A 14,170-nucleotide genomic window follows, 5' to 3' on the forward strand; every position below is an offset into this window, starting at 1 on the left:
GAAGCGCCAGGGCAGGGGGTCAGGCGGGGTAGCCCAGCGCGTCGCGCAGGCGGTACCAGTTGATGGCCAGCCTGGCGCCGAATTGCCGCGCCGGGTAGAAGGGCATGCGCTCGATGGGCGTGACGGGGAAGTCGAGTTCACCTGCCGGCACGCCGCGGATGGCGTCGGTCAGCACGCGGCCCAGCGCCGTGCCCATGGCCACGCCGCGTCCGCAGTAGCCGTAGGCGGTCCAGATGCCCGGCGCCAGCCGATGCACGCGAGGCAGGTCGTCCATGGTCATGCCTACGCGGCAGGCCCAGCCGTGGCGCCACGCGGCGTCGGCCAACTGCGGGAAGCGCGCGACTGCGGCGCGGCGCAACTGTTCGCCAGTGGACGGATCCAGGCGCTCGGACGAATGCCCGCGGCCGCCGATGACGAAGCGACCTTCCGGGTCGATGCGGCAGTAGTAGGTAATCTTGCGCGTTTCGGAGATGCCGGCGCGCAGCGGCAACAATTGCTCCTGCAGCGCTTGCGGCAGGGGATCGGTGGCGATCTGTGCGCTGGATACGTTGACATACGACTGCGCGACGGCCGGCCACAGCCGGTCGGTGTAGGCGTCCGTCGCCAGTACGACGTGGCGTGCCTGGACCGCAAAGCCGTTCACGCTCAGCGTCGCGCCGCCGTCCGGCGTGGGCGCGATGGCGGACACCGGCGAGTGGTCGTGCACCGCCGCGCCTGCGACCTGCGCCGCGTGCGCCAGTCCGCGGGCGAAGGCCAGCGGCTGCACCGCGCCTGCGCGCTTTTCGCGCAGGCCCGCGGGCCAGAACGAGGATCCGGTGGCCGCGCGCATCGCGTCGGCGTCCAGGTATTCGACGTCGCCGCCGTGGGCGTTCAGCTCGCGCGCGCGGCTTTTGAGATAGCTGCCCGACGCCGCCGAGAACGCGCCCTGGATCCAGCCATTGCGGGTGGGCGAGCAATCGATGCGCAGGCGTTCGGCCAGTTCGAAAAGGTAATCGGCATTGCCGTAGGCAAAGCGCATCATGCGCGTGGCCGTGTCCGCGCCGAAGCGGCGGATCAGCGCGGCAGGGCCGGGCTTGAATCCCGGCACCACTTGGCCGCCGTTGCGCCCGGAGGCGCGGTGGGCCACTTCATGGGATTCGAACAGCGCCACCTTGAAGCCGGCTTCGGCCAGATGCAAGGCGGCCGACAGGCCGGTGAAGCCGCCGCCGACCACGGCGGCGTCGACATGCAGCGGACCGGCCAACGCCGGCGAGGCGGCGCGCGCAGGCGCGGTCGCGGCCCACAGCGTGGCTGCGGGCGAAAACAGATCGTTGTTCATGGTGCCGGAGCTACTGGGCGTGGGTGACGCGTTTGAGGAAATCACGCATGCGTTCGTTGCGGGGATTGGTCAGCACTTCGCGCGAGGGGCCCTGTTCGGCGATACGGCCGTTTTCCAGGAACAGAACGCGGTCAGAGACGTTGCGCGCGAAGTCCATTTCGTGCGTGACGATGACCATGGTCATGCCCTTCTCGGCCAGCGTGCGCATCACGGACAGCACCTCGCCCACGAGTTCCGGATCCAGCGCCGAGGTCGGCTCGTCGAACAGGATGGCCTCGGGTTCCATCGCCAGCGCACGGGCGATGGCCACGCGCTGCTGCTGGCCGCCGGAGAGCTGCTGCGGATAGTGGTTCATCTTCTCGGCCAGGCCGACCGACGCCAGAATCTCGCGGCCGCGGGCGGTGGCGGACTCGACGCTTTCGCCCTTGACATGCACCGGGCCTTCAATGACATTCTCCAGCGCGGTGCGGTGCGGGAACAGGTTGAAACGCTGGAACACCATGGCCACGCGCTGGCGGATGTTCTGGATGTCCTTGCGGCGCGCGTCCACGGTGATGCCGTCGATCGTGATGCGGCCGCCGTCGTAGCGCTCCAGGCCATTGATGCAGCGCAGGAGTGTGGACTTGCCGGAGCCGGACGGTCCGATCAGGCAGACCACTTCGCCTTGCCGGATTTCGGCGTCGATGCCTTCCAGCACGCGGTGGGCGCCGAACGACTTGCTGAGGTTTTCGATCTTGATCATTGGCGGCGCCCCAGTCGGCGTTCAAGTTTGCCGATGAAGTACATCATGGGCAGGCTCATGGCCAGGTACATGAGGGCTACCAGCGTGAAGATGGTGGCGCTCTTGAAGGTGGAAGAGGCAATCAGCTTGCTCTGCATGGACAGCTCGACCACGGTGATGACCGCTGTTTGCGAGGAATCCTTCAGCATCATGACCACGTTGTTGCCGTAGGGCGGCAGCGCGACCTTGAAGGCCTGCGGCAGCACCACGCGGCGCATCAGCTTGGCGCGCGACATGCCCAGTGACTGGGCAGCTTCGAACTGGCCGGGATCGACCGCGTCGATGCCCGAGCGGAACACCTCCGACATGTACGAGGAGTACGCGACGCCCAGGCCCAGCGCGCCGGCCTGGAAGGCGGTCAGGCTGATACCGATTTCGGGCAGCACGAAGTACATGTAGAACAGCACGACGATGATGGGAACGCCGCGGATGATGTTGGTGAGGATGCGGCTGGCGTGCGATAGCGGCGCAACGCCGCTGACCCGCAGCAGAGCCCAGAACAGGCCGAGCGCCGTGGCGATGACCAGCGCCGCCGCAGTAATGGCGATGGTCGTCAGCACCCCCTGCATCAGCACCGGGAAGAACTCCGCGGCGTCACTGAAAAATGACTGGAACATCTTGGATACCTGTTAGGCGGCGCGCCGCGGCGGATCGGGCCGCGGCGCTCGGGATCAGGGCGCGACGCCCCACTTCTTCATGATGGCGGCAAGGGTGCCGTCCTGGCGCAGCACATCGATGGCCGCGTTGAGCTGCTTGACGCGTTCGGCGTCTCCCTTGCGCACGGCAAGCGCGATGTTGGTGGGCATGGCAGGCTGATAGCTTTCGACGTAGCGCACGTTGCGCACGCCCTGGGTGCGGACCTGGTAGGAAATCACCGGTCCGTCGCCGAAGGCCGCGTCCAGGCGTCCGAGCGCCACGTCGCGCACCAGGTCGGACATGGTTTCGTACATCTTGATTTCCTTGAGGCCGGGCGCGGCCTTCAACGGCTCGACGTAGAGCGTGCCGATCTGCACGCCGACGGTCTTGCCCTTCAGGTCGGCAATGCTCTTGTAATCGGTCTTGTCCTTCTCCGGCACGATCAGGGCCTCGCCGTACTCCACCACCAACTGCGTGAAATCGACCACTTCGGCGCGCTGCGGCGTCTTGGCGAAGGCCGAGGCGATGATGTCGATCTTGTTGGTCTGCAGGGCCGGCACCAGCGAGGCGAACGGGATGGGCATGACTTCCGCAGTGAAGCCGGCCTGCTTGCCCACTGCGTGGGCGATGTCGATCATCACGCCCTGCAGGGTATTGGTCTTCGGATCCAGGAAGTTGAACGGCACCGCGGTCGGCGTGGCGCCTACCTTGACGGTCTGGGCGTGCGCGCCCGACAGGGCGGCGGCGCACAGCGCCGTCGCCAACAACGTTTTCAACACTTTGTGCAGCATCGGAATCCCCTTGGAAGCTGGAATCGCGCGCCTGCACGGTGTACCGGACGTCCGATTTCGTCCTTGTCAGGTGCGCATTATCGTATCGAATAGCGATAAGCTTCTATCGCATGTAGATTTTATAATCCGGCCAAGGAAAGCCTGTCAATCAACTCCGGTTTTAGCTAAGCGCTTTTTATTTAAGGGTTTTCCCGAGATTACCTGATGCGAAAAAGGTAGAATGCATCAAAAGAACCGCGGCTTTTTCTTGCATTCATTTGAATTGGAATGCAATCTCTGCGTATCGAACACTAATAGACTGGGCGGCCTGCGCCGCCCAGCCCAGCCATGAATCCGGAAACCTCCACGCTGTACGTCCAATCGCTGGCCACGGGCATCGCCGTGCTCGATGCCTTCGATGCCGAACACACCTCCATGAGCCTGCCGGACATTGCCGCCGCAGCGGGCATCACCCGCAGCGCGGCGCAGCGCTTCGCGTTCACGCTGGAAGCGCTGGGGCTGCTCAACAAGGACCCTGTCAGCAAGCGCTATTCGCTGTCGTCCCGCACGCTGGACGCAGGTTGCCGCTACCTGGAATCGCATCCGCTGCTGGACCGCGCCAATCCCTTCCTGCTGGAACTCAATCGCAATGCCGGCGAAACCGTGAACCTGGCGGAGCCGGCCGGGCAGGACATGATCTACATCGGCCGCTTTCCCAGCCCCTTGCGGTTACTGGTGCACATGCCCGTGGGCCGGCGCATCCCGATGTACTGCTCCTCCACCGGGCGCGTGTACCTCGCCGGCATGAGCGACGAGCAAGCTTGCGAGGCCCTGGAGGCCAGCGAGCGCGTGAAGTACACGGCCAACACGCTGACCGGCCTGGATGAACTGATGGCGCAGATCCGCCTGTCGCGCGAGCAGGGTTACGCCTGCTGCAAAGAGGAGTACTACCGCGGGGATCTGGCGCTGGCGGTGCCGGTCTACGACCTGAACCAGCGTGTGGTGGCGGGCCTGCAGCTGTCCGTGTCGGCGGCCAAGTGGACGGTCAAGCGCGCGGTGTCGCGCTTCGTTCCGATGATGCTGGAAACGGCCAGGCAAATCTCCACGTCGCCACCCACGCCTCGCGCCTTGACGGCGTTCGGCGGCGGCGCTGCGCGCGACCTGCACGCCGAGCCGCCAGGGCGCGTCAGCGGACGCAAGCCGTGAGGCTGGCGGCCGCTCCAGGCAGTTGCGGCTTCAAGCCGTTTGCGGCGTCTTTGCGCCCGGCTCGCCGCGGCGACCAGGCTTGCCATACAGCAGGCGCGCGCACAGGAACGCGCTGAGCGCGCCGGGCGCCGCGCCGACGGTCAGGGGGAAGCCCAGCTCTTCCAGCCAGGGCCTGCCCTGGGAGATAAAACCCGTCAGGAAAACGAAGCCATAGACGGCGCCGACCAGCGCCATCGCGGCATAGGCGCGCCAGGACGGATGCGCCGGCCGCAACGCGCCGGCCACGATGCCGCACAGCAGGGCGGGCACGAAGCCGAAAATGTAAAACCAGGGCAGGGCGTAGACCAGCATGAGCAGGTTCTCGGGATCCCGGGTCACGGCCGTCAGCGCGATGATGACGCCTGCGCCGCCGATGGGCGGCGCGGCCACGCCGTAGAGTGCGCCGCCCGCGACCAGATCGCTGCCCAGGCGCCGGCCGGCAGTGCCCATTGTGTGTTGCCGCCTGCGGCGGTAAGCGATGGCGGCGAGAGCGCCTAGAAGCAGTATGCCGGCCGAGATATAGGGGGTCATCGCGTCATGCAGAATGTGGGCGGGAGTGGCATGGCCGGCTTGCCGCGGGAAAGCGGCAAGCCGGCGCAACAGGCCTGATGATACCGTGGCGGCCGGCCAGGTTTTCCTGCGCGCGCCGCGCCCGCATCGCACGCAGCGCCATTCTGCGGCGGCGCGGCGCTCAAGTCGGGTCGTTGCCGGCGCGCGCGTCAGCGGCGCCGGCGCTGTCGTTCAATGAGCTGGCCAGCGCGGGGGCGGCCTCGTCCGCTGCGGGCTGTTGCTCCGTGCGCCGCATCAGCCGTTTGCTCACCATGGCGGCGACGAAGGCATTGCGTTGGGCCGCGTTGTAACCGGGGTGGCTGAGTTCGCGTACGTATTCGTTGATCACGGGTTTCATGGATGTTCTCTCGTCTTGAGGCCAGGCAGGGGCCGGGCGTGTTGGCTTGCATCGGCGCGGACGGCTTGCAGCAGGCGCGCCATGGTGACTTCGGCGCCGGTGTCGGCGGTAAAGAGCGCGCGGCTCCAGCGGCGCGCGCGCTGATCCGGCGCGGGCGCCGGAAACTGGACCACGAAGCGCAGCCGCCTCAGGAATGCGCTGTCCAGGTTGGACTTCAGGCTGGCGGCCCGCGACGCCAGGCCGCGGTAGGACTGCATGGGTTGCAACAGGTAGCTGACCTCGATATTGGCGTAGCGGTCATGGCTGTCCTTGACGTTCGCGCGCTTGCCGAAGAGAGCGTCGGCTTCGTCGAAGTACAGGACCGCGCCGCGCTGCTCGACCGACTCGAACAGGCGGCTCAGGTTTTCCTCGGTTTCGGCGATGTATTTGCTGACGATCCTGGACAGGTCGATGCGATGCAGCGCCAGCCCCGTATCGCGCGCCAGTTCCTCGGCAGCCTCGAAGGCCTGCGCCCGAGCGCGCGGGTCATGTCGGACGCCGGTGTCCCAAAACGCGAGGATGCGCGGTTCCGTGGGCGCGTTCATGGCGGACTTCCTTCCGTTTGCCCGGCGCGTTGCTGGACCCGGATGACCACGAACTCGGCCGGCCTGAGCGGAGCGAATCCCACCAGGATGTTGACCATGCCGCGATCCCTGTCCTGTTGCGTGGTGGTCTCGCCATCGCACTTGACCAGATAGGCATCGCGGGGCGTGCCGCCCTGGAAGGCGCCCTGGCGGAACAGTGCATTCATGAAGGCGCTGACGTTCAGCCTGATCTGCGCCCAAAGCGGCTCGTCGTTGGGCTCGAACGCGGCCCACTGCGTTCCGCGCAAGAGCGATTGTTCCAGGTGCAGCGCCAGACGGCGCACCGGCACGTACTTGTATTCCGAGGCGAAGTGGTCCGTGCCTTGCAGGGTCCGCGCGCCCCAGCAGACCGCGCCGCGTCCGGCAAAGGTGCGCAGGCAATTGACGCCCAGGGTATTCAGGTTGCGGCTCTCGTCGTCGCTGACCGCCGCGGCCAGGGACAGGACGCCAGCGAGGCCCGCGTCGATGCCGGCTGGCGCTTTCCAGACGCCGAGGTCGGCGTCGGTGCGCGCATACAGGCCCGCGATCGTGCCGCAAGGCGCGGTCAGGCGCGGCAGGCCATTCTTCAGCGGGTCGGCCGCGCGGGTCCAAGGGAAATACAGCGCGGCATGATCGGACCTGGGCAGCGCCGCACCCATGACTGCGGCCGCCATGGAGGCCGCATCGGCCGCCGCGGGCGGCGCATCGATGATCATGAAGGCGTGCAGCTCTTTGCAGTAGGACACGGCATCGGCCAGCACGATGCTGTGCGTGATGCCGGGCAGGCATAGCAGGTTGAAGGCATGGGCATCGTCCAGCGCGTAGAGGCCCCGGCGCTGCGCGCGCTGGCCGATGAAAGCGGCATGCGCCTCCAGCGGATCGTTCTGCGCAGGCTGCGCCACGCGCACGACCCAGGCTTGAGCGCCGCCGTTCAGGAAGAATTGAAGCACCGCGTAGCCGAGTTCGCAGCCCTCGGCCAGCCCGCCGAACTCGCGTTCGTAGTCGGCGAAATCCTGGATGTGGACGGGATGGTTGAGCGGTCCGCGCATGGCCGTGCCCAGGAACGCGGCAACCGAGGTCGGCGCGCCGGCAATGGTGCGCACGCCTGCGGGAATTTCCTGGACATACACCCCGGGATGAGTCAGGGCAGGGACCATGAACTGCTCCTTTCCACGGCGACTTGATGGCGTGAACCTGCAGCAGGAGAGTCTTCGCGGGACGGCCGAAGCGCCGCGGACAGAGGGCCGGGCGTGGGCGCGACACGCCGTAGCGCGGGCGTCTGGCGGGCGTTGCGCCGCGCTTCTAGTTGGATTGCAGCGGAAAGGCAATCGGGCATAAGCAGCAGCCCTGATGAGATGTTTTATAGAAGGTCTGATAAAAGCGGGCAATAGCTTTTCAGCGGTGTTAACGTTCTGTTGCTTATTCAGAAGCCGGCCCTTGCAGGACGCCTTGCAGGCAGGCCGGTCGAGGCTTGGCCCGTAGCGGCGGCGCTGCGGGAAATCAGAGTGGCCGGGGGCCCGACTGGCGGCCGCGGCCCTCAACGAGGAGCGCGAGATGTGTAGCCTGACCCGACTGTGGCGCGTGCATGTTTTCCCGACAACATCGTCAGCGCCCGCGGACCCGCCCGGGCGCCTTTCTCGCCTCGCTCTCGCCCTTGCCGTGGCCGGCATGGCTGCCGGCGCGGGCCTGACGCCAACCGGCGCGGCGCAGGCGCAAGCCCAGGGACAGACCCCGGCGCAAACGGCGCCCGCCCAATCCGATGCGCAGGAAGAGGCCGCGCGTTCGCTGCAATGGCCGCGCAGTTTCGAGGCCGCCGACGGCACGCGCGTGGAGCTCTATCAACCCCAGATCGATACCTGGACTGCCGACCGCATTACGGGCCGCATGGCGGTGGCGGTCGGCGCCGCCAAGGGCAATCCCACCTACGGCGTGGCAGACTTTTCCGCCCGTGCCGAGGTCAACAAGCCGGCGGGTTTGGTGCATCTGTCGGACATCCGGATCGAGCGCGTGCAGGTGCCCACCTCGCCGGAAGCCGCCGCCAAGCTGCGCAGCCAGCTTGAAGCGCGCCTGCCGGCCAAGGGCGTGGTCACGCGGCTTGATGCACTGCAACTGAGCTATACGCTGTCCCAGAACAACCCGGCCACGAAAACCGTCCCGGTGGACAACGCGCCGCCGCGCATCATCTACCGCACGGTGCCGACCGTGCTGGTGCTGATCGACGGCGGACCTGTATTGGCCGAGGTGCCTGATGCCGCAGGCTGGCGCCGGGTCGTCAACACGCGCGCGTTGATGCTGGCGGACAACGCGGGCCGCTATTTCCTGCAGGCCGCTGGCCATTGGTACGAAGCGCGCACCGCCACCGGGCCGTGGACGGACCTGGCGCAGCCGCCCGAGGCCCTGCAGGCCGCCGCTGTTGCGGCGCGCCGCAAGGCCGAGCCGGACCCGATGCTGCCGCATGGCGGCAAGGCGCCGCACCGCGCGCCCGCGATTGCGGTGTCCACCGCGCCGGCCGAGTTGCTGGTGACCGTCGGCCAGCCTGAAATGCGGCCGGTGCCAGGGACTTCGCTGCTGTCGGTGGCCAATGCCGATCATGCCCTGTTCATGAATCCGGGCGACAACCGCTACTACGTGCTGGTGTCCGGCCGCTGGTTCCGGGGCGCCAGCCTGGACGGCCCCTGGTCCTACGTGCCGGGCAAGCAGCTGCCGCGCGATTTCGCCAAGATTCCGTCAAAGGATCCGCAGTCGGGCGTGCTGGCTTCGGTGCCGGGCACGCCGCAGGCCAAGGAGGCGCTGATTGCCTCCACCATTCCGCAGACCGCCACGGTGTCGCGCAGCGCGGCGAAATTGCAGGTGGAATATGCCGGCGGCTCCCCGACGCTGCGGCCCATCGAGGGTACGGCGCTGTATTACGCCGCCAATTCGCAGGTGCCGGTGATCCAGGCCGAAGGCCGCTACTACGCGTTGTCGCGCGCTGTCTGGTTCGTATCGGATTCGCCCATGGGGCCGTGGCGCGTGGCTGACCATGTGCCGGCGATCATCTACGCCATACCCGTCAGCTCGCCGCTGCACTACGTCACCTACGTGCAGGTGTACGGATCCACCCCGCAGAGCGTGGTGTTCGGCTACACGCCGGGCTACATGGGCGTGGTGGCCAGTCCCGACGGCACCGTGGTGTACGGCACGGGTTACGCGTATCCGCCGGTCATCGTGCAGGACACCTGGGTGGGCTATCCGCCCAGCTATGGCTACGACGCGGCCTTCGCCACCGCGACCGGTTTCGCCTTCGGCTTCGTCGCCGGCGAGACCTGGGGCGGCGCGGCGCCCTATTGGGGGCCATACTGGGGCGCGCCTTATTGGGGCGGCGTCAACGTGAACCAGGTCGACGTCTATGGCGCCTGGGGCGGCTCCGGCGTGGTCACGCACGCGGCCGGCTGGAACGGCTGGACCGGCACCGAATGGCAGGGCACCCACGCCGAGGGCTACAACCCCCAGACCGGCGCAGCCTTCGAAGGCACGCGCGGCGCGGCCTATAACGAGTACACCGGCAATGCGGCTGCCGGGCGGCGCGACGCCTATACCAACCCGGCGACCGGCGCCTCGGGCGCTGGCCGGGCGGGCGTGGTCGCCAACGACGACGGCCAATGGGCTGCCGGCCGCCAGGACGTGCGCACCAATGCCAACACCGGCCGCAGCACCATCTCGTCGGCCACGGCGACCGGCACGGCGGGCGACGGCGTCAGCAGCGTGGACCGGCGCGGCGCCACGTACGACCGCAACACGAACAGCGGCATGGCGTGGAACAACGGCAACGTGTACGCGGACCACAACGGCAACGTCTACGAGCACAACGACAACGGCTGGCAGCAGCACACCAGTTCGGGCTGGCAGCCCGTGCAGCCCAGCGCGCAGTCCGGCGGCAATTACCTGAACGGCCAGCGCCAGGCGCGCGACTATTCCGACGACCGCATGGGCGGCATGGAGGGCGGCGGTTGGCAGGACCGCGGAATGCAGGGCGGCGGCTGGCGCGACCGCGGCATGGGGGGGGCGGAAGGCGGCGGCTGGCAGGGGCGCGGCATGGGCGGCCGGGGAGGCTGGGGCGGCGGCTTCGGCGGATTCCATGGTGGAGGGTTCCGCCGCTGAGCGGCAGGCCGCCAGAGCAGGCGGCGCGGAAGGGGGGAGTGGCGCCTGCCGGTCCGCTTCCATTCCGGCCGCATTTGCGCAGCTCTGGCGCCGCGGTCTAGACTGGCCGCTTTCCCTTCTTTCACGCACTCCGCCATGGCGCTGCATAGCTGGCTCATCTATCTGGTCGCGGTCATCGGCCTGTCGGTAACCCCCGGACCGAACACGCTGCTCGCGCTGACCCATGGGGCACTGCATGGGCACCGCAAGGCCCTGTGCACCATCGCGGGCGGCGCAGTGGGCTTTGTCGCGCTCATCGCCTTGTCGATGCTGGGCATCAGCGCCTTGCTCAAGGCCTGGGGCCCAGCGCTGACGGTATTGAAGTGGGCGGGCGGGGCCTATCTGATCTGGCTCGGCATCCAGCTCTGGCGCGCCCCGGGCGTGCAGTTGCAGCCGGCCCCTGACATGCCGCGCATACGTGGCATGCGCATGTTCAGCCAGGGCCTGCTGTCGGCCATTTCCAATCCCAAGGCCCTGCTGTTCTACGGCGCCTTCCTGCCGCAGTTCATCGATCCTGCGCGCAGCCTGTACACGCAGTTCGCGATCATGGCCGGGACCTTCGTGGTGGTGGAGTTCCTGGTCGAGTACGTGTTGGCGCGACTGGCGCATCGCGTGCGCCCCTGGCTGGAGCGCGCCGGCCGGCGTTTCAACAAGGTGTGCGGCGGTTTGTTTGCCGCCATGGGGGCGGCGCTGCCGGGGTCTTGATCGCCGGCGTGCTGCGTTGCCGCTTCAGTCCTCAGCGAGCCACCGCCCGGATTCCGGATCGATCGCCGCCCGGGCTCCATCCATCCGCACTTGTTCCTCATCCAGCCGCGCGGCGGTAGCCGGATCGACATCGAAGGCGATGCCGAGCGCGCTTGCGATGCGGGCGTCTTCAATAGGCAGTTCCCACGTCAGGAACAATTGCGCCAGTTCCAGGCCGGCCGCGAAGTCGGCCTCGCGAAAACCCTTGCCGTCGCGCGGGATGACGGCATGCGGCTGGCAGGTATCGAAGATCATGGCGGTGCCGCGCACGAGCGGAATGCGCAGGCCGGCGGCCGGGAAGTGCACGTCCAGGCCCCGGTCTTCGCTCAGGAACAGATTGCAGAAGGCGGCGCCGCCATATTGGCCGCCGTCATGGTGGTAGCGGGCGCCGCGGCAGGCCATGAGGGCGATGTCGGCGCTCGCCAGCACGTCGGACAGCCCCCGGTCGTGCGTCCAGTCGCGCATGGCTTGCAGGCATAGTCCGTATTCGGGCCAGCGCGCCTGCGTGCGCGCCAGCGGCATCTGCTCCACGTCCCCGGGTTCCAGATACAGGCGGGTGGCCATCTCGCGCTCCCAATCCGACTGCACGCGCGCGGGCGGCGCGGGCACGTCCAACGTGGCGGTCAGCACCGTGCCGCTGACGCAGCGGCTGCGCATGGCGTCGCCGCTCCAGTAAAAGGATGTCAGGCGGCCGGGCGTGTGGCGCGGGTGCGGAACGTGATTCATCGGACCGGAGGATACTGGCGGGCGGGATGCGCCGCGCCGGAACCCGCAAGGGAAGCGGCTGTGGAAAGCCGCTATGTTAACGGCCCTGTAGCCCACAGCCCATCATCGGCGCCCCGTCGGGCGTACACCCTAGTTCCGCATCAGCGCGGCCAGCCGCTCGACCTCGACCGCCAGGCGGTAGGCGCGCTTCAGGTAAAGCTGAGCGTCGTGCTCCCAGGAGAAACCGATGCCGCCGTGCACTTGAATGGAGAGCTTTACCGCGCGCCGCGCCGCGCCGGCGGCCAGGCGGGCGGCCAATGCGGCCAGCTCGGCATCGGCCGAGCCACGCGTGGCCAGCAAAGCCTCCACGGCGTAGCGGCTGTTGTCGAGCCCGGTCCAGGCGTCGACCAGGGCGTGCTTGATCGCCTGGAATTGCCCGATGGGCCGGCCGAACTGTTCGCGTTCCTTGGCGTAGGCGATAGCCAGGTCCAGCGAGGCGCTGGCGGTGCCGACCAGCTGCGCCAGCAGGAAGGCCAGATGATTCTGCAGCGCGGGCAGAGCCAACGTCGAAGGCAGCGCGGCCTGCGCAACCGCGGGGCCGCACAGGCGGGCCAATGCCGTGGTGGGATCCAGGCCCTGTACGGATTCGAGCATTGCCGGGTTGTAACGCGCCAGCAGCCAGCCCTCGTCCTGACGGGTGAGGCGCAGGTACTGGGCCGTGGCCCCGTAGGCGTCTATCCAGCCTTGTTCGTCGCCGGCACGGTCGCAGCGGAGGCTGGCAGGATGTGCCGCCAGGTCCAGCACGACTTCCGACAGGGCAGGCGCCTTTTCCAATAGCGCGCTGGCGAGGAATGCCGACGCGCCATAGGGTAGGGTGAGCAGCGCGCGTCCCGCCCATTCACCCATGAGCTGTGTGCCTGGGCCGTATTCGGCCTGGAAGGCTTCCGATCCCGCTTCCAGCCAGCCGCCCTCGGCCAGCTCCTTCCACAGGGCGCGCTGGGCGGCGTCGTCCGCAGGTAGCGCGCGGCGGGCGTAGGCGGCGGGATGCTGTTGTTCCAGCAGGCGGCCGAAGGTGGAGGACAGCAGTGTCCTGATTTCGCTATGCATGTTGTCCCCTGTCCTTGGGCAGGCCGAGCAGGCGTTCGCCCACGATATTGCGTTGGATTTCCGAGGTGCCCGCGACGATGGTCTCGGCGCGCGACCACAAAAATTCGCGCAGCACGCAAGCCGTGGCTGCATGCGGCGCCGCGGCTTGCGGGCCCAGGATGGCGGCTTCGTCCAGCAGCTCCAGGCGCTGTTCCCAGATGCGCTGGCGGGTTTCGCTCCACAGCAGCTTGAGCATGGCGCCGTCGATACCGGGCGTGTCGCCTGCGGCGACCTGCCGCAGCACGCGGTCCACGCGCCAGCGTATGACCTGGCACTGGTCCGCCAAGTCGCGCACGCGGCGCGTTTGCACGGCACGTTCGTCTGCGTCCAGCGGGGTCTGCGCCAGCGCCTCAGTCAGTTGCCGCAGTTCGTCTTCCAGCTGGACGACGCGCGGCAGAAAGTAGATACCGCGCTCATACTCGGCGGCGGCCATGGCGATGCGCCAGCCTTCGCCGCACTCGCCCAGGATGCGTCCTTCCGGCACCGGCGTCGCGTCGAACAGCACTTCGTTGTAGTCGGCCTCGCCCGTCATCTGGCGTATGGGCTCTACTCGCACGCCCTGGGCCTGCATGTCGATGAGCATGAAGCTCAGGCCGCGGTGAGCCTGGCTATCGGGATCGGTGCGCACCAGCGCGAAGCACCACTTGGCCAGGTGCGCCTGCGTGGTCCAGATCTTGCGGCCGCTGACGCGCCAGCCGGAGGCATCCGGCTTGGCGCGGGTGCGCACGGACGAGAGATCGGAACCGGTCTGGGGTTCGGAGTATCCCTGGCACCAGATCTCGCTGCCGTCGCGGATGCCGGGCAGGAATTGCGTCTTTTGCGCGGGCGTGCCAAAGCGCAACAGGGTGGGGGCGAGGATGGCGTGCGCGATGCTGTTGATGGGCTGCGGCGCATGCAGGCGCGCGCACAGTTCGTGGAAGGCGATCAGCGTGGCGGTGCTGAGTTCGCGCCCGCCGTACTCGCGCGGCCAGGTGAGCGCGATGAGGTCGGCCTCGCACAGCATGCGGTTCCAGGCCTGGCGGCATTCCTGGGTGTGCGAGGCGGTGACCGGATACCGCTCGCGCAGCTGGACCAGCGCGGTGCGCAGCCATGCCTCGGCGTCTTCGAGAAAATGTTCGGTGCGTATCATGGTTGGGA

14 protein-coding genes are annotated in these 14,170 nt (G+C 67.9%); 3 read left to right on the forward strand and 11 right to left on the reverse strand.

What is annotated here, in order from left to right:
* Window positions 1-19 precede the first annotated feature (19 nt).
* From IB257_RS13140 to IB257_RS13155, 4 genes are read right to left on the reverse strand one after another with little or no spacing between them, the layout of a single operon-like run.
* The gene (locus tag IB257_RS13140; RefSeq protein ID WP_175160243.1) at window positions 20-1,318 is read right to left on the reverse strand and encodes an FAD-binding oxidoreductase; all 1,299 of its coding nucleotides are present in this window, start codon (window positions 1,316-1,318) and stop codon (window positions 20-22) included.
* Window positions 1,319-1,328: 10 nt separating this feature from the next.
* Window positions 1,329-2,060 carry an amino acid ABC transporter ATP-binding protein gene (locus tag IB257_RS13145; RefSeq protein ID WP_175160240.1) on the reverse strand — a complete coding sequence of 244 codons (732 nt, stop codon included), beginning with the start codon at window positions 2,058-2,060 and terminating at the stop codon, window positions 1,329-1,331.
* On the reverse strand, window positions 2,057-2,716 hold the full coding sequence (locus IB257_RS13150) for an amino acid ABC transporter permease (RefSeq protein ID WP_192492405.1): 660 nt from the start codon (window positions 2,714-2,716) through the stop codon (window positions 2,057-2,059). The genes IB257_RS13145 and IB257_RS13150 overlap by 4 nt, the downstream gene beginning before the upstream one ends.
* 54 nt (window positions 2,717-2,770) lie before the next feature.
* Window positions 2,771-3,526, reverse strand: coding sequence for an ABC transporter substrate-binding protein (locus IB257_RS13155; RefSeq protein WP_125471231.1), 756 nt, complete (start codon window positions 3,524-3,526; stop codon window positions 2,771-2,773).
* 327 nt (window positions 3,527-3,853) lie between these two features.
* Between IB257_RS13155 and IB257_RS13160 the strand changes: the two genes are divergently transcribed.
* Window positions 3,854-4,711, forward strand: a complete 858-nt coding sequence (locus IB257_RS13160; protein WP_054451768.1) for an IclR family transcriptional regulator — start codon at window positions 3,854-3,856, stop codon at window positions 4,709-4,711.
* A gap of 30 nt (window positions 4,712-4,741) precedes the next feature.
* Here IB257_RS13160 and IB257_RS13165 read toward each other — a convergent pair whose 3' ends face one another.
* The 4 genes from IB257_RS13165 to IB257_RS13180 all read right to left on the reverse strand — a co-directional run bounded on the left by IB257_RS13165 (window position 4,742) and on the right by IB257_RS13180 (window position 7,416).
* A complete protein-coding gene (locus IB257_RS13165) occupies window positions 4,742-5,200 on the reverse strand; it encodes a hypothetical protein (RefSeq protein ID WP_225588898.1) in 459 nt (152 codons plus the stop codon).
* 241 nt (window positions 5,201-5,441) lie between these two features.
* A complete protein-coding gene (locus IB257_RS13170) occupies window positions 5,442-5,657 on the reverse strand; it encodes a hypothetical protein (protein ID WP_147400236.1) in 216 nt (71 codons plus the stop codon).
* Complete coding sequence (locus tag IB257_RS13175; protein WP_192492406.1) at window positions 5,654-6,241, reverse strand: ATP-binding protein; 588 nt, start codon at window positions 6,239-6,241, stop codon at window positions 5,654-5,656. The genes IB257_RS13170 and IB257_RS13175 overlap by 4 nt, the downstream gene beginning before the upstream one ends.
* Complete coding sequence (locus tag IB257_RS13180; RefSeq protein WP_192352703.1) at window positions 6,238-7,416, reverse strand: phage tail sheath subtilisin-like domain-containing protein; 1,179 nt, start codon at window positions 7,414-7,416, stop codon at window positions 6,238-6,240. The genes IB257_RS13175 and IB257_RS13180 overlap by 4 nt, the downstream gene beginning before the upstream one ends.
* Window positions 7,417-7,927: 511 nt before the next feature.
* Between IB257_RS13180 and IB257_RS13185 the strand changes: the two genes are divergently transcribed.
* Both IB257_RS13185 and IB257_RS13190 read left to right on the forward strand, forming a co-directional pair.
* Window positions 7,928-10,399: a carbohydrate-binding family V/XII gene (locus IB257_RS13185; protein ID WP_225588899.1), complete on the forward strand. Its 2,472-nt coding sequence runs from the start codon at window positions 7,928-7,930 to the stop codon at window positions 10,397-10,399.
* 135 nt (window positions 10,400-10,534) lie between these two features.
* Window positions 10,535-11,143, forward strand: coding sequence for a LysE family translocator (locus IB257_RS13190; protein WP_119449475.1), 609 nt, complete (start codon window positions 10,535-10,537; stop codon window positions 11,141-11,143).
* 24 nt (window positions 11,144-11,167) lie between these two features.
* Here IB257_RS13190 and IB257_RS13195 read toward each other — a convergent pair whose 3' ends face one another.
* The 3 genes from IB257_RS13195 to IB257_RS13205 form a co-directional block, all read right to left on the reverse strand.
* Window positions 11,168-11,908: a hypothetical protein gene (locus IB257_RS13195; RefSeq protein WP_192492408.1), complete on the reverse strand. Its 741-nt coding sequence runs from the start codon at window positions 11,906-11,908 to the stop codon at window positions 11,168-11,170.
* A gap of 129 nt (window positions 11,909-12,037) precedes the next feature.
* A complete protein-coding gene (locus IB257_RS13200; RefSeq protein ID WP_192492409.1) occupies window positions 12,038-12,994 on the reverse strand; it encodes an acyl-CoA dehydrogenase family protein in 957 nt (318 codons plus the stop codon).
* Complete coding sequence (locus tag IB257_RS13205) at window positions 12,987-14,162, reverse strand: acyl-CoA dehydrogenase family protein (RefSeq protein ID WP_192352699.1); 1,176 nt, start codon at window positions 14,160-14,162, stop codon at window positions 12,987-12,989. The genes IB257_RS13200 and IB257_RS13205 overlap by 8 nt, the downstream gene beginning before the upstream one ends.
* Window positions 14,163-14,170: the final 8 nt, after the last annotated feature.

Origin of the sequence: Achromobacter sp. ACM03 (assembly GCF_014851665.1) — a bacterium.
Taxonomy (GTDB): Bacteria; Pseudomonadota; Gammaproteobacteria; order Burkholderiales; family Burkholderiaceae_B; genus Achromobacter; species Achromobacter aegrifaciens.